This is a genomic window from Actinoplanes sp. NPDC048988 (genome assembly GCF_043197815.1).
GTDB lineage: Bacteria > Actinomycetota > Actinomycetes > Mycobacteriales > Micromonosporaceae > Actinoplanes.
Map to the genome: position 1 here is coordinate 218190 of NZ_JBICTW010000005.1, position 18535 is coordinate 236724.

General features: G+C 71.6%; 14 protein-coding genes. 7 read left to right on the forward strand and 7 right to left on the reverse strand.

The genetic code is table 11. The features are described from left to right. Nucleotides 1–10 precede the first annotated feature (10 nt). The 4 genes from ACGFJ7_RS18985 (at nucleotide 11) to ACGFJ7_RS19000 (ending at nucleotide 7019) form a co-directional block, all read left to right on the forward strand. Nucleotides 11–2068, forward strand: a complete 2058-nt coding sequence (locus ACGFJ7_RS18985) for a PAS domain S-box protein (RefSeq protein WP_392642856.1) — start codon at nucleotides 11–13, stop codon at nucleotides 2066–2068. A 124-nt stretch (nucleotides 2069–2192) separates the two neighbouring features. Next, a complete protein-coding gene (locus ACGFJ7_RS18990; RefSeq protein WP_392642857.1) occupies nucleotides 2193–5183 on the forward strand; it encodes an NACHT domain-containing protein in 2991 nt (996 codons plus the stop codon). A 126-nt stretch (nucleotides 5184–5309) separates the two neighbouring features. Continuing rightward, complete coding sequence (locus ACGFJ7_RS18995) at nucleotides 5310–6032, forward strand: hypothetical protein (protein WP_392642859.1); 723 nt, start codon at nucleotides 5310–5312, stop codon at nucleotides 6030–6032. 45 nt (nucleotides 6033–6077) lie between these two features. After that, nucleotides 6078–7019: an alpha/beta fold hydrolase gene (locus tag ACGFJ7_RS19000; RefSeq protein WP_392642860.1), complete on the forward strand. Its 942-nt coding sequence runs from the start codon at nucleotides 6078–6080 to the stop codon at nucleotides 7017–7019. 71 nt (nucleotides 7020–7090) lie between these two features. On the opposite strand, the gene ACGFJ7_RS19005 is transcribed toward ACGFJ7_RS19000, so the two are convergent. From ACGFJ7_RS19005 to ACGFJ7_RS19015, 3 genes are all read right to left on the reverse strand, one after another. Further along, nucleotides 7091–7942 (reverse strand): NAD(P)H-binding protein, encoded by an 852-nt coding sequence (locus tag ACGFJ7_RS19005; protein WP_392643174.1) that lies wholly within the window; start codon nucleotides 7940–7942, stop codon nucleotides 7091–7093. A 108-nt stretch (nucleotides 7943–8050) separates the two neighbouring features. Next, nucleotides 8051–8569 (reverse strand): hypothetical protein, encoded by a 519-nt coding sequence (locus tag ACGFJ7_RS19010; protein ID WP_392642862.1) that lies wholly within the window; start codon nucleotides 8567–8569, stop codon nucleotides 8051–8053. A 10-nt stretch (nucleotides 8570–8579) separates the two neighbouring features. Continuing rightward, complete coding sequence (locus tag ACGFJ7_RS19015) at nucleotides 8580–9026, reverse strand: winged helix-turn-helix transcriptional regulator (RefSeq protein WP_392642863.1); 447 nt, start codon at nucleotides 9024–9026, stop codon at nucleotides 8580–8582. 92 nt (nucleotides 9027–9118) lie between these two features. On the opposite strand from ACGFJ7_RS19015, the gene ACGFJ7_RS19020 reads away from it, so the two are divergent. From ACGFJ7_RS19020 to ACGFJ7_RS19030, 3 genes are read left to right on the forward strand one after another with little or no spacing between them, the layout of a single operon-like run. Continuing rightward, nucleotides 9119–10492 carry an MFS transporter gene (locus ACGFJ7_RS19020; RefSeq protein WP_392642864.1) on the forward strand — a complete coding sequence of 458 codons (1374 nt, stop codon included), beginning with the start codon at nucleotides 9119–9121 and terminating at the stop codon, nucleotides 10490–10492. Then, nucleotides 10492–11148 carry an SGNH/GDSL hydrolase family protein gene (locus tag ACGFJ7_RS19025; protein ID WP_360250670.1) on the forward strand — a complete coding sequence of 219 codons (657 nt, stop codon included), beginning with the start codon at nucleotides 10492–10494 and terminating at the stop codon, nucleotides 11146–11148. The genes ACGFJ7_RS19020 and ACGFJ7_RS19025 overlap by 1 nt, the downstream gene beginning before the upstream one ends. A 4-nt stretch (nucleotides 11149–11152) precedes the next feature. Beyond that, nucleotides 11153–11980 (forward strand): hypothetical protein, encoded by an 828-nt coding sequence (locus tag ACGFJ7_RS19030; RefSeq protein ID WP_360250673.1) that lies wholly within the window; start codon nucleotides 11153–11155, stop codon nucleotides 11978–11980. A gap of 449 nt (nucleotides 11981–12429) precedes the next feature. Here ACGFJ7_RS19030 and ACGFJ7_RS19035 read toward each other — a convergent pair whose 3' ends face one another. From ACGFJ7_RS19035 to ACGFJ7_RS19050, 4 genes are all read right to left on the reverse strand, one after another. Next, nucleotides 12430–13842, reverse strand: coding sequence for a GMC oxidoreductase (locus tag ACGFJ7_RS19035; RefSeq protein WP_360250676.1), 1413 nt, complete (start codon nucleotides 13840–13842; stop codon nucleotides 12430–12432). Nucleotides 13843–13915: 73 nt separating this feature from the next. Further along, complete coding sequence (locus tag ACGFJ7_RS19040; protein ID WP_360250679.1) at nucleotides 13916–14536, reverse strand: ATP-binding cassette domain-containing protein; 621 nt, start codon at nucleotides 14534–14536, stop codon at nucleotides 13916–13918. Between the two features lie 2 nt (nucleotides 14537–14538). Beyond that, nucleotides 14539–15483, reverse strand: coding sequence for an ATP-binding cassette domain-containing protein (locus ACGFJ7_RS19045; protein WP_392642865.1), 945 nt, complete (start codon nucleotides 15481–15483; stop codon nucleotides 14539–14541). Further along, a complete protein-coding gene (locus ACGFJ7_RS19050; RefSeq protein ID WP_360250685.1) occupies nucleotides 15473–18379 on the reverse strand; it encodes a hypothetical protein in 2907 nt (968 codons plus the stop codon). The genes ACGFJ7_RS19045 and ACGFJ7_RS19050 overlap by 11 nt, the downstream gene beginning before the upstream one ends. Nucleotides 18380–18535: the final 156 nt, after the last annotated feature.

Genomic DNA, 18535 nt, shown 5'->3' on the forward strand with positions numbered 1-18535 from the left:
CGTGAGGCTCGTGCGCAGGATCAGACCCGCGCTGGTCCCGCTGCTGATCTGGCTGGTGCTGGTGGCGGTGGGCACCGCGGTGCTGTCCTGGCAGCAGTACGACAGCCGGCAGTCGGTGGCGCAGCGCTTCAACCTCCGGGTCGGGCTGATCGGCGACTTCGTCACCAGCTACACCGGGGACCTCATGGAGCGCGAGCGCGTGCAGGCCCGCGCCTCGCTGTCCGATCCCGTCGTCGACGAGCGCGACTTCGCCCGGGCGACCGCCGGTTTCGGCTATCCGGCCGCCGTCCTGCTCGATTCCAAGGGCCGGGCGCTGCAGGTCGTGCCGCACGACGCGACGATCGTCGGCAAGGATCTGGCCTCGCGGTACGGGCATCTGTGGACCGCCCTGCACGAGGGCCGGGCCGCGGTCTCGCCGGTCGTGTCGTCGGTCGTGCGCGGCCTGCCGGTGGTCGCGTTCGCCGTTCCCTACCAGACCACCTCCGGGCGGCGGGTCTTCTCCGGCGCCGTGGAGATCCGCGACAGCCCGCTGTCGAGTTATCTGTCCACCGCCCTGACCTACAGCGGCGCCGAGGTGCAACTGGTCGACGGCAACGGCAGCATCGTCGCCGCGAACGGGACGCTCGACGGCGCGGTGCCCACGCTGGACGGCAAGAACGAGCCGCTGGCGGCGGCGCTGCGGCAGCACACCAAGGGCCGGTATCAGGCCGGTGGCCGGTGGTGGCGCTATTCGTCGACCCCGATCGAGGGCACGCCGTGGCGGCTGTCGGCCACCGTCCCCGAGGACGTGCTGTTCGCGACGCTGACCGGCAACGAGCTCGCCGGCCGGGCCGGTCTCGGCGGCGCCGCCGTGGTGGGCCTGCTGGTGGTGCTGGCGGCCGGCCGCGTTCGGCGCAGCCGCCAGCACCTGCGCCTCAGCGAGGACCGGTTCCGTAAGGTGTTCGACGGCTCCCGGATCGGCATGACCTTGACCGACACCGAGGGCCGTTACGTGCGGGTCAACCCGGCCGCGGCCGAGCTGTTCGGCCGGTCCGAGGCGGACCTGATCGGCCGGCGCAGCGACGACATCACCCACCCGGACGACGTGGGCCGGGCCGCCGGGTTCATCCGCGACTGCCTGTCCGGCCGCATCGACGGCTTCGACCTGGAGAAACGGTACGTCCACGCGGACGGCCGGATCATCGACGCGTCGGTCACCAGCGCCCTGCTGCGCGACACCGAGGGCCGGCCGCAGTACTTCGCCATGCAGATCATCGACACCACCGAACGCCGCGCCCTGGAACGGGCCCGGCTCGCCGACCGGGCCGAGCTGGCCGAGCGGGCCGAGCAACTTCAGCAGGTCAACGCCCACCTGGGCGACGTCATGGCGATGTTGAGCCACGACGTCCGCCAGCCCCTGACCCGGATCATCGGTCTCGGCGAGCTGCTGCTGGACGACTGGGAGGAGTCGACGTCGAAGGCCAAGCTTCATGACGTACGGCGGATGACCGCGGCCGGGCACAGCGCCAGCGAGCTCGTCACCGACATCCTGACCCTGGCCCAGCTCGACGCGGGGGCGCTGGTGGCCCGGCCGGTACGGGTCGATCTGCCGCACCTGGTCCGCGCGGCCGTGACCGGCGAGCAGGTCACCGTGGTGGCGCCCGACGAGATCTACGGCTTCGCCGACCCCAAGCACCTCCAGCTGATCATGGGCAACCTGCTGGCCAACGCCGCCAAGTACGGCGAGCCGCCGGTCACGGTGACGGTGGCCAACCGGCGCGATCACGTCGAGATCAAGGTCGCCGACGAGGGTGAGGGCGTTCCCGAGGCGTTCGTCGAGCATCTTTTCGACCGTTTCGCCCGTGCCGAGAGTGGTGTCGCCACGCGGACCAGCGGTACCGGGCTCGGGCTCTACCTGGTGCGCCAGCTGGCTCAGGCGGGCGGCCTGGACGTCAGCTACCGGCCGAACCAGCCACGCGGCGCCGCCTTCCTGGTCACGGTCCCGCACGCGTACGAGGCCCCGGCCTTCGACCCCCGCGGTGACGAGACGAAGCGCATGACCTCGCCCCGCCGGACCTCGGCCGGCTGAGCTCCGGCCCCACCGGCCGGTGTTGTCATTCCGGGGTCGTCATTCCGGCGTTGTCATTTCAAGATCCTAATAGGATAATTCGCCCATGGCGAGTCCGGGATTGAATTCCTCGATATCGTACGGATTGATCCTCGTTGCCGTTCTGGCCGTTATTCTGTGGGCCGCCAAGCAATTCTTCGGGCGCTTTCTCCAGGAGATGGGCACCAAGTTCTCCGCGTTGTTCGTCCGGCGCATCTCGGCCAGCCGCCTCCTCAGCGCCCGGGCCCTGCGCGCCTACCGCCGCGCGGTGCGGGCCAATTTCGCCCGGCACCGGCTCGGGCTGGTCAGTGACCAGGCCCCCGGCAGCAGCACCGTGGAGATCCTCAAGGTCTACGTCCCCCTGCAGTACGAGAGTGGTGGCGAGCGCTCCGACGTCTACAACTGGCTTCGGCAGCAACCCCGCGTGGTCGTGCTCGGCCTGCCCGGCGCCGGCAAGTCGATGCTGCTCAAGCACTCGATGCTGATCTGGGCGATCGACGAGTCCTCGTCCGGGATGCGCCTGCCGGTGATGGTCGACCTGCACCGGTGCAACGGCGACGAGGCCCCGCTGCCGGAGCTGATCGAGCAGGAACTCGCCCGCAACGACGTCCGCAAGGGCCCGGCCTTCGTCGAGGAGGCGCTGCGCGCGGGCGAGCTCGCCGTCCTGCTCGACGGGCTCGACGAGGTCGGCCGGGACGACCAGGACCGGGTCACCCGGATGTTGCGCGACTTCGCCCAGAACTATCCGCGCTGCCAGGTCGTCGTCACCTGCCGTACCGCCGCGTACTTCGGGCAGCTGGAGCCACAGTTCCCCGAGCGGGTCTACGTCGCCGACTTCGACGACGCGAACGTCCGCCGCTTCCTCAGCAACTGGCCCGGCCTCACCGAGGAGCAGGCGGACAAGCTCTTTCTCGACCTGCAACACAACCAGCAGCTGATGCGCCTCGCGGCCAGCCCCCTGCTGCTGACCATGATCGCTTATCTGTACGGGGTGGTGCTGGCCCGCGACGGGCGCACCCTGCCCACCTCGCGGGTGGCCTTCTACGAGATGGCGGTCGACCATCTGCTCCGCCGGGACATCGTGATGTCCCGCGACCGGCGCATCTCGCAGTACGACTGGCAGGACAAACTGGCCGTGCTCCAGCGGGTGGCGCTCGCGCTCCAGGAGGCGCCGCCCGGCCGCCCCGACCGCCTCTCGATCGACCGGGCCGGCCTGATGACCATCGTCAACGGCATGCTGCCCGACCTCAACCTCGACGCCGAGCACGCCCGGCCGCTCGTCCAGGAGATCGACGAGCGCAGCCACCTGCTGGTGACGCTCGACCGCAGCAATTCCCGGTACGCCTTTCCGCACCTCACGCTCCAGGAATATCTCGCCGCCATGGAATTGGCGGCGCGCCCGGACACGCTGCTGGAGAGGTATTTCGCCGACCCGGCCGGATGGCGCGAGACGGTGAAACTGTGGTGCGGCGGCTCGAGCCGGGAGTGCACCGAGGTCGTACGCACCATCTTCGACACCGGCGCCGACCACGACCGGATCCTGGCCCTGGAATGCCTGGCCGAGGCCAAACGCGTCGACAACCAGCTCGCCACCAGCATCATCGCCCACTTCCTGCGACGGCTGACCGAGCCCGGCGACCGCCAGGGCGCGGTGGTGAACGCGCTGAGCACGGTCGCCTCGGACACCCGCCCGCGCGGCAAGTACGTCTTCACCGAGCTGGTCAAGCGCAGCCAGCGCGGTCAGCCGATGCGGCAGGTCGCCACCACGGCCCTGGCCAAGACCCGCCTGCCGCAGGCGGTCGAGATCCTGGCCACCATGGCCGCCACCGGCGACGAACACGCCCGGCAGGCGCTGCGCTCGATGGGCGAGCAGGCGATCCCGGCCCTGCGCACCCAGATCGCCCACGGCGTCCTGCCGGCCGTCGACGACCTGGCGTTCGTGGGCACCCCCGCCGCCGCGCAGGCCCTGGCCGAGTCCCTCTGGTCCGACGACCCCGAGGCGATCCGCGCCGCCTGGCGGCTGGCCGAGCTCCTGCAGCAGGAGGACATCGAGGCCCATCTGCGCCTGCACGATCCGGCCCCCGGCCTCACCGGCGCCTCGGCGGACTGGATATCCGCGCCGTTCCGCGGCCCGGACGCCGGTCACCTTCCCAAAATCATCGGACGGATGGGTTTCCTGCTGGACCGCAGCCCGGACCATCCGCCCGGCATCGCCCACATCGACGCTCGGCTGGCCATCCCGCTGGGCGTCGTCCGCGGGGCGGAACAGGCGAAGGCCTCGCCGTACGCCCCGCCCCGCCTGCTGAAGAACCTCATCCGCGACGTGTCGCCGAACATCACGTACCCGACCTGGGAGGACGTCGACCGGGTCCTGGAGAGAGCGGCCCCGGACGCCCCCACCACCCGCGCGATCTGCGCCGAGGTGCTGGCCACGCACGGCGTGAGCGGCCGGCGCCGCGCCATCATCGGGATGCTCGACGACACCTCGCGGGTCGAGGCCGTCCGCCGGGTGTTCTGCCGCCGCGACCCGCGCGCCTCACCTCAACACTGGTCGACGGTGAACAGCGAGCCCCGGCGACCCACCCTGGCCCTGGTGCTGCTCGTGGCCTGCGCCGCGCCGCTGGCCCTGGCCGTGGCCGGGCTCGGCATCGGCCGGCTGCTCGGCACCCTGTTCGGCTTCTGGCCGCTGGGCCCCGACTGGCTGACCTGGACCCTGCTGGCCGTAATGGTCTCGGTGCCCCTCCTGCTGCTGCTCACGACGTTCTCCGACTCGGTCGGCATCTACTCGCCGGCCCTCGGCCGCTGGCTGAACGCGCTGGAGGAGGGCCTGCTGCCCGAGGCGGTGGTGGCCATCTGGGCGCTCGTCTCGATCTGCGGTCTCGGGGTGCTGGCCGGCGCCACCCTCGGCGGCTGGTTCGGCTGGATGTGGTCCCTCGCCGTCGTCCTCGCGCTGGCCACGGGCACCGTGACGTTCTACGTCATCTGGCGCCGCCACGTCGACGCCCTGGAGAACCCGCTACGCCCCCTGCGCGACCTGGCCGCCCTCAACCTGGGCCGCCGCATGTCCATCATCAGCACCGAGGCGGCGCCCACCTAGCTCTCGAACCGCCAGGTCGAATGCGAAAAAGCCTCGTCCGGCGTCATGGGCTGCCGATGATGCGGCTGGCCCAGCTGCCGTACCGCTGGGTGCGCCGTTCTTCGTGTGACTCGACAAGGAACCATCGTGAGCAGTCTTCCCCGCAAGAGCGCCACCGCGCCCGTGCTGTCTGTTGTTGCCGTCGTCGCTTTGATGTCCGGCTGCGGCAGCACCGGCTCGAGCGGGGCCGCCGCCGGCTCGTCGGCGGCGCCGTCGGCATCGGGGAGCCCGTCGGCCGCTGCTGCCTCTCCCCGCGCCGCGGTATCCGCCGGCACCGCGGGGAAAGGCATCCTGACCAGCTCCAACTGGAACGGGACCGTGGTCGACGATGCGGCCAGCACCAAGGCGATCTCCGGCTACAGGCGGCCGGTGTTCGACAAGGCGATCCAATTCGCCGACATGTTCGTCAGCCTGGACCAGGGCAACTGTTCCTGGCTGTCAGGTACCGACAACGGGACCGCCGCGATGTACTCGCTGTTCACTCCGAACACCGTGGACGAGGCGATAAGCAAGAAGTACGGCATCTTCTTGGACGTACGAAAGTCCGGGCTCACGTTCCCGAAGGAGAACTGCGCCGGTCCCAGCGTCACGAAATGGAAGGTCGAGTCGGCCGGAAGCGGGACGGCCAAATCTCCACTACGTGTGTCCGGCTCCACCACCACCGTGCTGTACCCGACCGGTAAGCCGAAATTCTCCGTGACGCAGACGACCACGCTATGGCTGGTCCGGTCCACGTCACAAAACGCTCATCTCGGCTGGCTGGCCAATCAAAGCTACTCGACGAAGCCCGTCACCGACTGGGTCAAGTGACCGCGTTTCGCCGACGACCGAGTTCCCGTTGTCTTCATTCACGGCTTGTGGCTGCACGCGTCGTCGTGGCAGCCGTGGATCGATCTGTTCGAGGAGCGCGGCTATCCGGCGACCGCGCCGGGCCGGCCCGGTGACGCCGCCACCGTCGAGCCGATCCTGATCGGGCACTCGTTCGGTGGGCTGATCGCCCAGAAGCTGCTCGACGCCGCCCAGATCGAGGTAGTGCTGCCACTTCCGCTGTCGGCGCCGCGGTCGGGTCTCCCGGTCCTGGGCAACCCGACCAAGTCGATCCCCGCACCCGGAAAGCCGCTCTTCGAGGCGGCCGCCGCCAACTTCAACCCGCATTCGCCGGCCGAGGTCGCCACCGCCAACGAGTCCCGCGGCCCGCTGCTGCTCATCTGGTTCGAGTGGCACGAGTTCATGCCCGCCCTCGCCGCCCGCTACACCGTCGTCGCGCCCGACCTTCCCGGCGCCGGTGAGAGCGACGCCCCCGCCGGCGGCTACGACAAGAAGACGATGGCCGCCAAAATCCATGGCCTGCTCGTCTCGCAAGGGCTGAACAGGGACATCCGGCTGGTCGGGCACGACATCGGCACCATGGTCGCCTACGCGTACGCCGCCACCCATCCGGCAGAGGTCAAACGGCTGGTGCTCAGTGAAGCCCCGATTCCGGACGAAAGCATCTACTCATTCCCGGCGCTGTCGACGGACGGCCCCGGCCCCTGGCAGTTCGGGTTCTTCCTGCTGTCCAACGGCATTCCCGAGCGGACGGTGAACGGCCGCGAGGAGCAGTGGGATGCCGGTGCTCGACGTCGGCGCCGACCACAGCCTCAAGGACTTCCTCGCCAAGCAGGTCCCGAGCTACGCCACCCGCGTCACCGCCGTGACGATCGCGAACTCCGGCCATTGGATCTACGAGGAACATCCCGCCGAGATGACGCAGCGCCTGCTCGCGTTCTTCCGTTAGCCCCAGATCCGACTTTTTGAGGCGGCTGCTTGACGAATGACCTGAGCACCACCCGGACGCACCGGTCCGAGTGGTGCTCACGGCGATGCGGTCAGGCGGCGCCGAAGGCGGCGCGATGGTCGCGGGCCCACTCTTCGAGGGTGCGGCCGGGCCGCCCGGTGAGGTCGCGCACGCCGCTCCGGACCCGGTCGGGCTCGGCCACCGTGTCCGACCAGTAGTCGAGCAGCATGGCGACGATGTCCTCGGAAATGAACGGGGCGACGTCCGCACGAAACTCGTCCGGGCTGATCTCTACGAGCCGGATGTCGCGTCCGATGCCAGCACCTATCGCGGCAACCTGGTCGATCCGGGTGAGCGACTGCGGGCCGGTCAACGGGTAGATCTGGCCATGGTGCCCGTCACGCAACAGCGCGGCGGCAGCAGCATCCGCGATGTCCGCCTCATGAATCGGCGCCTGTGCGGAGTGGATGAACGGCGCACGGATCGGCATCCCGGCCTTGATCGGCCAGGCCCACGAAAGCAGGTTGTTGGCGAACGTTCCCGGCCGCAGGATGGTCCAGGCGTCGGTTCGGGCCGTCACCGCCCGCTCAACCGCCACGTGGTGGGTGTGGCTGGCCGAGCCGATGTCCCGTGGAAACTCGCCGGCGGCGGCGAGCGACGACAACACCACGAATCGGCCGACTCCACCGGCGACCGCGGCGGCGACGAGATCGTCGACGCCGTGATCGATCGGAAAGACGAACATCCGGTCCACCCCGTCGAACAGATCCGCGGTCAACGACGAGGATGCGGTCAGGTCAGCACCGACGACCTCGACGCCTTCCGGTAGCTCTGCCTCCTTCGGTTGACGACTCACCGCGCGTACCTGCTCCCCGAAGCTCGCCAGAGCACCGATCAAACTACGCCCGACCGCTCCGGTGGCACCGGTTACCAGAATTGTCATCAACGATCCGATCCTCTTCGATGTTCCGAGCGCGGTGCCCGGCCCGAAATTCACGCTACGGATCGATCAGGTCAGTTTTCGGCCGCAATCATTCGTCACGACGCACTTCTAAGAAGCCGACCGGCGCCACGGGTCGAGATGGGTGGCGGCGAGCGCACACCAGACGATCGCCGCCATGAGAAGTACGCCGATATAGCAACCCCAGCTGACCGTTCCGGAGTTCAGCGCATCCCGGACTATGACGCCAAGTCTCGGCTGGTTCGTCGTAGAGGGCGTGATCGCAAGGGTCGCGTCGGGGCCGTATGACCGCAGCGCGACGGTCAGCCACGTGCCGGCCGTGGTGAGCGTGGCGGCTGCCGCCAGGACGGCCGCACTGATGTCCCGGGCGCGGCGTGACAGCCGGCGTGGCCAGAGCAGCCATCCGGCCGCCGCGACCAGGGCGAGAACGACCCCGAGCGACCAGCCGGTCGATGCGGTCCAGGCCGACGCGGTGCTCGAGTGCTCGATCGTCTGCCCGGTGCCGTATGTCGTCGATGACCATCGAATGGTGTACCAGGGCAGCAGACTGTCAACGATCAGTGCCGTCGCGGCGGCCGTCATGGCCAGTTGCGATCGCCTCACAGTCACGTAGCCGACGCTACTGTGGACGCGGGCGCAGGTTCAGCTGACCCCGGTCCAGAGGGTCGCCGCAGGCCGTGCAGTGGACCTCGGCTATGAACTCGTGGCCGCAAGTGTGGTCGAACAGGACCGGGTCGGGGCCGTTGCGGACGTGTTCGTGGCCCCAGCGCTTCAAGGTCAGCAGGACGGGGGCCAGGGCTCGCCCGGCGTCCGTGAGGCGGTACTCGTAGCGGGGTGGGTGTTCGCTGTACTGCTTCCGGGCTATCACGCCGTGGTTCACCAGCTTGCGCAGGCGGGTGGTCAGGACGTCTCGGGGGGCGCCGGTGTTGCGGGCGATCTCGGTGAAGCGGCGCTCCGCGTAGAAGAGCTCGCGCACCACGAGCAGGCTCCAACGGTCGCCGACGACCTCGAGGGCGTCGGCGATCGTGCAGTCGCGGGGGGTCTTGTCGGCGGGCGCTGTCGGCATTCTCGAATTCTGCTCCCAGTGGGTTGTGATTTCAAACTGAGTCCTGCGAGGATGCGAGTCAGTTTGATTTGCCGACTGACTGGGAGGCGACCATGACCACCACCGCGGCCGCCGATGAGGTGGCGCCCGGGGCGGCCTCCCGGGCCACAGGTCTGCTGTGCACCGCCGCGTTCATGACGATGCTCGACCTGTTCATCGTCAACGTGGCGTTCGCTTCGATCGGCGCCAGCTACCCCCAGGCCTCCCTGCCGGGGCTCAGCTGGGTCCTCAACGCGTACATCGTGGTCTATGCCGCCTGCCTCATCCCGGCCGGCCGCCTGGCCGACCGGTACGGCCGGAAGGCGGGCTTCCTGGCCGGGCTGGGCGTCTTCACGGTGGCCAGCCTCGGTTGCGCGATCGCGCCCAGCCTGGGTTTTCTGGTCGCCTTCCGGGCCGTTCAGGCGGTCGGCGCGGCGGTGCTGACCCCGGCCAGCCTGGGGCTGATCCTCAGCGTCCTGCCGGGGCCGCGCCGGGCCGGCGCGGTGAAGCTGTGGGCCACCAGCTCGGCCTTCGCGGGCGCGCTCGGGCCGGTCGTCGGGGGCCTGCTCGCGCAGACCTCGTGGCGGTGGGCCTTCCTGCTCAACCTCCCCATTGGAGTGATCGCCTTCGGGTACGCCCTGCGCCTGCTCCCCGGCGGCGCGCCGGTGAAGAGCGGGCGGATCCCCGATCCGGTGGGCTCGCTGGCCGTCGCGGTCGCGGTCGGCGCCGTGTCGCTGGGTCTGGTCAACGCCGGCGACTGGGGGTGGGGCTCGCCCGCGATTCTGCTGACGGGCGTGACCGCCGTACTGGCCTCAATGGTGTTGATCCATCGGGTCCGGACCCACCCGGCGCCCGTCGTGCCGCCCCAGCTGTGGAAGGTGCCCAGCTTCACCGCCGCCAACCTGACGATTCTGCTCTTCACCGGCGCCTTCAGCGCTGTCTTCCTGAGCGTGTCGCTGTGGCTCGAGATCACCGCCGGCTACGGGCCGCTGCGCGCCGGGCTGGCGCTCGCTCCCGGCCCGGTGGCCGTGCCGCTGTTCGCGAGTCTCACCCAGCGCTGGGCCGCCGACGTGCCGGCCCGGTTCGTCGTGTCCGCCGGGCTCGCCGTTTTCGGGGTGGGCGCCCTGCTGACGGCCGCCCAGGGCGCCGAGCACTACGCCACCGACATCCTTCCCGGCTGGATCGTCATGGGCGTGGGGATCGGGATCGCCATGCCCACTCTCATCGCCACCGCGACCGCCGACCTCGCCCCCGCCGCGGCGGCCACGGGCAGCGCGGTCGTCAACACCGCCCGCCAAGCGGGCTACGCCCTGGGTGTCGCGGGAGCCGTGGCCGTCCTGGGCGAGCAGATCGCCTTCCGGAACAGCACGATCGCCGTCGGCGCGGTGGCGCTGGCCAGCGCCGCGACCGCCCTGCGAATCCGCCACTCGAGAAGTCAGGACTCATGATGACAACCGTCGAAGCGACCGATCCCGATGTCCTCTCGCCCGCCGAGGGCGCGGAACTGCTCGCCGGCGCGCCCTGGCGGCGGTTCGCCGTCTTCGGCGACAGCCTCTCCCTCGGCGTCGGCGACGCCACCCCGGGGTACGACGACCTGGGCTGGCCGGCCCGCGTCGAGCGGGTGCTGCGGCGGGTGCGGCCCGGACTCGCGTACCTCAACACGGCGCGGGTGGGCGCGACGACCGCGCAGGCGATGCGCGAGCAGGCCCAGCGCGTCGAGGACTTCGGTCCCGACCTTCTGCATCTCAACAGCGGCGCCAACGACATCATGCGGCGCACCCCCGACTGGGGCCGGATCGAGAAGGACCTTCGATTGATGTACGCCTGGGCGAGCGCCACAGGCGCCCAGTTGAGCGTCTTCACCCTCGGCCGGGCCTTCGTCATCCCGGGCTTCCCCGACTTCAGCGACCGGGTCGCCCGCCTCAACGACCTCACGCGGGAGCTGGCGGCGGAGCACGGCGCGGCCGTCGGCGACTGCTGGGACCATCCGCTGAACGACCGGCCCGACCTGCTCAGCCAGGACCGGATCCACTTCGCCACCACCGGCCAGGCGGTCATCGCGACCGTGTTGATCCAGGCGCTCGGAGCGGCCGTGCGAGGATGAGGCCGTGATCTCCGGGCGGCCCCGTGTCCTGTACGTCAGCGATCTGGGCTATGAGGCCCGCGGGCGCCGCTACTGCGACGAGGACATCTTCCTGACGTCACGGCTGCGCGGCCACTTCGACCTGGCGGTGTGCCATCCCCTGGACGCCCGGGCGCTGATGGGCGACTTCGACGTGGTGGTGGTCCGCAACAGCGGGCCGGTCCTGAACTACCAGGCCGAGTACGAGGCGTTCCGCGCGGCCGCGGCCGAGGCGGGCGTGCGGGTCTTCACCGAGTTGACCGGTAAGGGGGACATGGCCGGCAAGCAGTATCTGCTCGATCTGTTCGCGGCCGGGTATCCGGTGATTCCCACGGTCGACCGGTTCGCGGACGTGGGCCGGCTGCCGCAGACGGATCGATACGTGGCCAAGCCGAAGTTCGGGGCGGACTCGGCCGGGCTGACCGTCGTCGAACGGTCCGCGCTGGACGGACTCGACTACACGGATCTGCTGGTGCAGCCCCACATCGACTTCACGTACGAGGTGTCGTTCTACTTCGTCGGCCACGACTTCCAGTACGCCCTGTACGCGCCCCGGCCGGACCAGCGCTGGGAACTCGAACCGTATGACGCCGACGAGGCCGACCTAGCCTTCGCGCGGCGCTTCATCGACTGGAACGCCGTCGAGCACGGCATTCAGCGCGTGGACGCCTGCCGCACCCGCGACGGCGGTCTGCTGCTCGTTGAGTTGGAAGACCTCAATCCTTTCCTCTCCCTGGACCGGGTGGGTCCGGCCACGCGCGACCGCTTCGTCGAGGCCATGACGGGCGCGCTTCTGCGCTTCGCCACGAGCTGAGGCCACGGCACGGGGCCGGTGCGGGCAGGCGGCCGGCGAAACGCCCACGACGGTACGGAAATCGGCGATCATGTGGGGCTGGTCGAAGGAGCCGGTCCTGGTGGCGACCGCGGCCCAGCTGTCGCGGCCGGCCAGCGCGAGGACACACACCGGACGCGGCCGATGCGGGCGACAGGCCGACGTCCCAGGCGAAGAGAGTAGGCAGGTAGCGCTCGCTCACCCGGGCGCCGGAGGCAGCCTTGGCCAGAGCGGGGCGGCCGATCTCGAACTTGTTCGGGGACGGCGCCCAGGAAATCGCGGACCCGGCGGATGTGGCGGCCGTGGCCGCGGAGGCGCTCACCTCCGGCGGCCACGATCGCCGAGGCGGCGGTGGCCGGGGCGCTGCTGGTCCGGCGCGGCGGCAACGCGATCGTCAGCCCGGAGGTGGGCCGGCCGCTGCCGGGCCTGGGTCATGAAGAACTGGCAGCGGTTCGGATGAGATCGGCGGCGCGTTCGGCCACGGCCAGCACCGTGGCGTTCGGGTTGGCTGAGACGCCGCCCGGGAACACCGAGGCGTCCACGACGCGCAGGCCGGTCACGCCGCGCACGCGCAGGTCGAGGTCGACGGCGGCGTTCATGCGCAGTGAGCCGTACGGGTGCCAGTACGTGCCGGTGGCGTGACGGACGAAGGACGCGAGCCCGTCGGGGGTGTCGACCCAGGGACCGGGCAGGGTCTCGGGACCGCGCCAGGCGGTCAGCCGGGGATCAGTCATCACCTGGCGAGCTGTTTGCAGGCCCTCCACCAGTTTGCTGACGTCACGCACGTCGGTGAGCAGGCCGGGGTCGATCCGGGGCGCCAGGCCGGGGTCGGCGCCGGCCAGGGTGACGCGACCGGTGCTGTAGGGCAGGACCACCGAGACGGCGACCAGGGAACCGGGGGCCACCACCGGCAGGCCGGCGGGCTGATACGGGACGGACATGGCGGTGAGCTGGACGTCCGGGCCGCCGGCGGCGGTCGAGGAACGGAGCAGGGCGGTGATCTCCGGTGGGCGGTAGCCGGCGGCGGGCGGGTTCGGGCCGTACGCGTAGTTCAGCCCGGTCATCGCGTGATCCTGAAGGCCGCGGCCGACCGCGGGCAGGTCGGCCTCGACCGGGACGCCGGCCGCCCGCAACTCGTCGGCCGGGCCCACACCGGAGAGCAGCAGCAGGTGGGGTGAGCCGATCGCGCCGGCGCTGAGGATCACCTCGCGCTCGGCGCGGACGGCGACGCCGCCGGCGAGCTCGACCCCGCGGCAGGCGCCGTTCTCGATGATCAAGCGGAGGACGAGGGTGTCGGCCCGCACGGTCAGGTTGGGGCGGGCCAGAACCTCGGGCGTGAGGTACGCGTCGGCCGCGCTCTGCCGTTTGCCGTCCACGATCGCGAGGTCATGATGGATCGCCGTGTAGCGGCCGTCGTCGTTCAGCGCGTCGACCAGGGTGGCGAAGAACGGGTTGTCCGGCGGCAGCGGGGCGGGCCGCACCAGGCCGTCGAAGTAGGGCAGCAGATCGGCGTACCGCCAGCCCGCCGGCCAGGCGTCGTAGTTCTCGGGCACGCCGCGGATGTGCATCATCGCGTTGATCGCGCTGGAGCCGCCGAGCGCCTTCCCGCGCGGATACGGCAGCCGCAGGCCGTGCAGCCCCTCCTGCGGGACGGTGGTGAACCGCCAGTCGAGGCCGGTGCCCCGGAGCCTCGGCCAGATGTTCGGATCCTGTACGGCGTCTCGCGGGTTCCCGGTGCCGGCCTCGATCAGCAGCACCGAACACGCCGGATCCTCCGACAGGCGGGACGCCACCACCGAACCGGCGGTGCCGCCACCGACCACTACGACATCGAATCGTTCCATGACGACAACGGTGGCCGCGGCGCCGCCGGCCGCCATGAGCGATTCGACTGGTCAGTTGGCCCTCATTCGGCCCTCATTCCGAGACGACGCGGCCCGAGGCGAGGCGGACGACCCGGCCGGCGATGTCGATGACGCGCTGGTCGTGGGTGGCCACCAGAACCAGGGTGCCGGTGGCGGTGGACGCGGCCAGGGCGTCCAGGACCAGCTGGACGTGCTCGTCGTCCTGGTGGGCGGTGGGCTCGTCGAGGACGGCCACGGCCGGGTCGAGGACCAGGGCGCGGGCCAGGGCGGTACGTTGCTGCTCGCCCAGGGAGGTGTCGCGGGCGGGACGGTCGGCGATCGCGGTCAGGCCCAGACGGTCGAGGTGGGCCGGGCCGGCGGCCGAGCCTCGGAGGCCGGCCGGGAGGAAGACGTTCTCGGCGACGGTCAGGGTCGGCTCGAGGGCGAGCCGCTGCGGGAGCAGCGACACGGTGGCCCAGTCGGGTGACGGGTGGGCGGGCCGGCCGTCGACGAGCACACGGCCGGAGGTCGGGGTCATCACGCCGGCGATCAGGTGGCACAGCGTGGACTTGCCGGAACCCGACCGGCCGGCCAGGACGGCGGTGGTCGCCGCGTCCAGCGACAGGTCGACGCCGTCGAGCACGCGCGTGCCGCCGCGGGTGTGGCTCACCCCGTGCACTTCGATCAAGGCCACGATCAGGCTCCCGTACGGGGGTGGAGCTCCACGTGACCGTCGACCAGGGTGACGACGACCCTTCCCTCGGGGAACAACGGGAGCGCCTCCTCGGGGAGCTGGATACGGCCGAGGCCGTCGATGGTGGCGGTGTGGTCCTCGCCGGCGCTCTGCTCGCCGGAGAGAACCCCGTGGCGCAGGCGCAGCACAGTGTCGGCGGCGGCGACGGCCCGGGCGTCGTGGGTGGCGAGGACGACGGCGCTGCCCTGGTCGGCGCGGGCACGCAGCAGGCGCAGGACGAGGGCGGCCGACTCGTCGTCGAGTTCCGCGGTCGGCTCGTCGGCGACCAGCAGCGCGGGCGGCCCGACAGCGGCCGCGGCCACGGCGAGGCGCTGCTGTTCCCCACCGGACAGGATGGCCGGCCGGGCGCCGGCCCGGTCGCCGAGGGAGACCTCGGCGAGGGCCGCGTCGACGTCGACCGTGACCCCGCGCAGTTGCGCCATCTGAGCGATCTGGGAGCGGGCGTCCAGTTGCGGGAAGAGGCTGTGCGTGGGCCGCTGCGCGACCCACCCGATCTCCCGCCGCCGCAGCCGGTGCAGATCGCGGCGCGAGAGCCCGGCGACGAGACGGCCGCGATGCCGCAGTTCACCCCCGGCCGGCCGCTCCCGCAGGGCGAGCACGGCCAGCAGGGTCGACTTGCCGCTACCCGAAGGCCCGGTGATGGCACTGATCCGCCCACCGGCGATCGTCACGTCGACGCCCCGCAACGCTTGAGTCGCCCCGGTCGGCGCGGCGTACAGCTGGAGCAGCTCACGCCCCTCGAGCAGCGACCCGTCCAGCGTCGAGACCCCACCCAGCGGAACCGCACCACCTCGCGCGGAGCCGCCCGACGCTGAGCCGCGCGGCCCGGAGCGGCCTGGGCCGGAGCCGGTGCCGGGAATGGGGGGCGGGGGCAGGTCAGTCGTCACGGTAGGCGTCCTCCTCCGCGTGTTGTGAGCGGGCGCTGCTCACCCAGATGGCGAGAACCGCCGCGGCGACGGCCGCCAGGGCGGTGATCAGCAGGGCCGGGACGGGCATCTCGAAGGCGAAGCGTGGCAGCAGGCCGGGCTGATCGTCGAGCAGGCGGGGGCCCACGGTGGCGAGCCCGGCCACCCCGGCCACGGCGGCGGCCAGCGCGACGACCGTCAGCAGCAGGAACTCGATCGCCCGGGCCCGGCGTACGCGGGCGGCGCCGAGGCCGACGCGGGCCAGCATGAGGTCGGCGGGTCGACGCAGCGTGGCCGTGCGCTGGGCGTAGATGCAGAGCGTCAGCACGGCCAGCAACGCCAGGTAACCGGCTACCGCGAGTTGATAGCCGCGGGCTCGCGAGGTGGCGACGTACGCGGCGTCCTTGCGAAGGGTGGCCGCGCTGTCGATGCGTGAGGGTTGCGCCTGCACCGGGGCGGTCACGGCCTGGATGGCGGACATGTCGGTGGCGTACAGGTAGGTCTGGGCGAACAGCGGGTTGGGCTGCTGGTTGCGGGGTTTCAGGCGGGGGTCGTCGATGCCGAGCTCGCCGAGCAGCGGGTCGTGGGCGACGACGTACATGGGACGGCCCTCCATGCCCGGGAAGGCCGGCACCCGGGCCGCGATCGTCAGGTCGGACACGGCGTAACCGACGTTGATCCGTACCGAGTCGATCTGGTTGGTCTCCGGGTCGCCGACGGCGATCGCCCGTGGGTGGCCGCTCGCGTCGGCCGGCGCCCGTTCGAGGGTGGCCAGGGCGGCGCGGGCCTTCGCCAGGTCGGGCCCGCTCCCCCACAGGGCCACCTCGCGGAAGCGGGCCGGGTCGATGATGAGCAGGTCCTTCTGGGTGGAGTCGAGCGGCGTTTCGACGTCGGTGCGCCAGACGACGGTGGAGCCCGGGGGCAGGGACGGCGAGTGCACGCCCGGGACCGGGCCGTCCCATACCGGCTTGTTGGGATCCTCCCGCGGGATCGGGGTCGCCGTGGGGTCGATCTCCCACGAGCCCTCGATGGTGGCCACCAGTTCGGCGCCGGCCGCCACGGCGACCCGGTCGTCCGCCGCGACCTGCGTCGACTCGATGGCGGAGAGGGCGAACAGAAGCATGCCGAGACCCGCGGTCATCACCAGGACGGCCAGCCGGCGTTCGGCGCCGGCCTCCCCCAGCCGGCGCCGGGCCAGCCACAGCACCCCGCGACCCGGCGACCCGGGCAACCCGCGCCCCCGGGAAGCACCGCCGGCCGGAGAAGCCGGCGAAACGGAGCCGCCCGAGCCTGGGGAAGCCGGCGAAACGGGGGCGCCCAGGTCAGGGGAAGCCGGCGAAGCGGGGCCGCCGCCGGGGAAGACAGGCACCCGGCCGGGTGCGGACGAACCGCGGGACAGCCGCAGGCGGGCGCGGCCGGCGAGGAGGCCGGGCAGCCAGGCGGCGAGGGCCCCGATGGCGACCAGCACCAGCATGGGCACGAGAAGGTCCACCCCGCCGGTGGCGTCGCCCGCGCCGGCCAGGCCGGCGGCGGCGGTGAGGGCGACGAGCACCAGCATCGTCGTCCACGGCAGCTTGCGGCGTACGGCGACCGGCGGCGCCGGCCGGACGCGTCGGGCCGCCGAGGCCGCGCCCACCCCCGCGACGGCCAGGACCCCGGCCAGGACCGCCACCGAGGAGCCGGCCGCGGCCGGCGCGAACGACTCGGCCAGGCGCCCGGGTGGGCCGAGGCGGGCCACCAGCTGCCAGGCCGTCAGCCAGCCCAGCGCCACCCCGAGCGCCGCCGGCAGCAGGTGTTCGAGGAGCCACAGGCCACCGACGCGGGCCGGTGCGATGCCGACCGCCACCGCGTGGCGGATCTCGCGGTCGCGGCGGCGGGCGCTGAGCAGGGCCACCGCCAGCACCGAGGCCAGGCCGACGGCGATCGCCGCCCACTCGACCGGCCGGGTGCGCTGTTCGACGGCGCCCGACGTGGCCCGGGCGTCCGTCACGATCTGGGTGATGCCGCTGGCGAACCGCATGCTGCGCGGGCTGTCCGGCCCGAATTCGAGGCCGCTCGCGTAGCCCCGGCGCAGGTCCTCCACCTCGTTGGCGGTGCTCTGGGCCTCGGCCAGGGTCACCCCGGGGGCCAGGGCCGCCTCGGCCGCCCAGAAGATCTCGTCGTCGACCTCGAGCGCCAGCTTCTCGATGGTGGGCACGTCGCCGATCAGCAGATACGCCGGCAGGGTCTCGTACTCGGTGTCGGGCGGGGTGTCGCCGCGGCGCAGCGCCCACGACGATCCGGCCGGCAGCCGCCCGCCCGCGTCGACCGCGTACACGCCGTCGACCCGGGCCTTGGCGCTGCGTGACCGCCCTGAGGTACCCACGGTGACCGTAATGGTGATCGTGTCGCCCGGCTTCACCCGCAGTGACGTCGCCATGGGCTGCGGGATCCACAGCCCTCCCCGCCCGTGCGCCTCGCCGTCCAATTCGGAGGCCGGCGAGGTGACGGCGAAAAGGCGCCCGCGCTCGGAAGCACCGCCGAACGACGCCGTCGAGCCCCAGAAGCTCGGCGCCTTGAGCTCGGCCCCGATCGACCCACCGGTCAGGTCGGGCTCGGTCAGGTGCGGGATCCGGCGCAGGTCGTCCAGCACCTGCTGATGATCGTTGCTGGCCCGGCCCACCGGCGCGGAGAGGCGCACCACCGCGGCGTCGGTCTGCCGGGCCGTGGGTGACACCGCGTCGCGCCCGACCTGGAAGGCGGCGTTGTCGGACGCTTCCGCGAAGAAGGGCCCGGCCGCCCCCGCGGCGCCGAGCACGAGAAAGGCGGCCGTGATCAACAGCGACCACGCCCGTTGCCGCACCCCTCCGAGAAGGGCCGCCCCCGTCAAACGATCCATGTTCACGTTAACTATTCGGCCGATCGGACGATTGGTGTCGATCTCTCAACCTGCTTACGGTCCGCAGCGTACTCGTATCCGGACCGCGCTCGGGCCCCGAGCCGGCCCCGTCTGGGCCGATGGCCGGCCGTCCTCGGCATCGGCAAAGGCTTCGCA

What these genes read in the sequence shown, in the direction of transcription:
- ACGFJ7_RS19005 (WP_392643174.1), bottom strand. Translation starts at nt 7,942, where the DNA reads ATGACAATTCTGGTAACCGGTGCCACCGGAGCGGTCGGGCGTAGTTTG.
- ACGFJ7_RS19015 (WP_392642863.1), bottom strand. Translation starts at nt 9,026, where the DNA reads ATGCCGACAGCGCCCGCCGACAAGACCCCCCGCGACTGCACGATCGCC.
- ACGFJ7_RS19020 (WP_392642864.1), top strand. Translation starts at nt 9,119, where the DNA reads ATGACCACCACCGCGGCCGCCGATGAGGTGGCGCCCGGGGCGGCCTCC.
- ACGFJ7_RS19025 (WP_360250670.1), top strand. Translation starts at nt 10,492, where the DNA reads ATGACAACCGTCGAAGCGACCGATCCCGATGTCCTCTCGCCCGCCGAG.
- ACGFJ7_RS19035 (WP_360250676.1), bottom strand. Translation starts at nt 13,842, where the DNA reads ATGGAACGATTCGATGTCGTAGTGGTCGGTGGCGGCACCGCCGGTTCG.
- ACGFJ7_RS19050 (WP_360250685.1), bottom strand. Translation starts at nt 18,379, where the DNA reads ATGGATCGTTTGACGGGGGCGGCCCTTCTCGGAGGGGTGCGGCAACGG.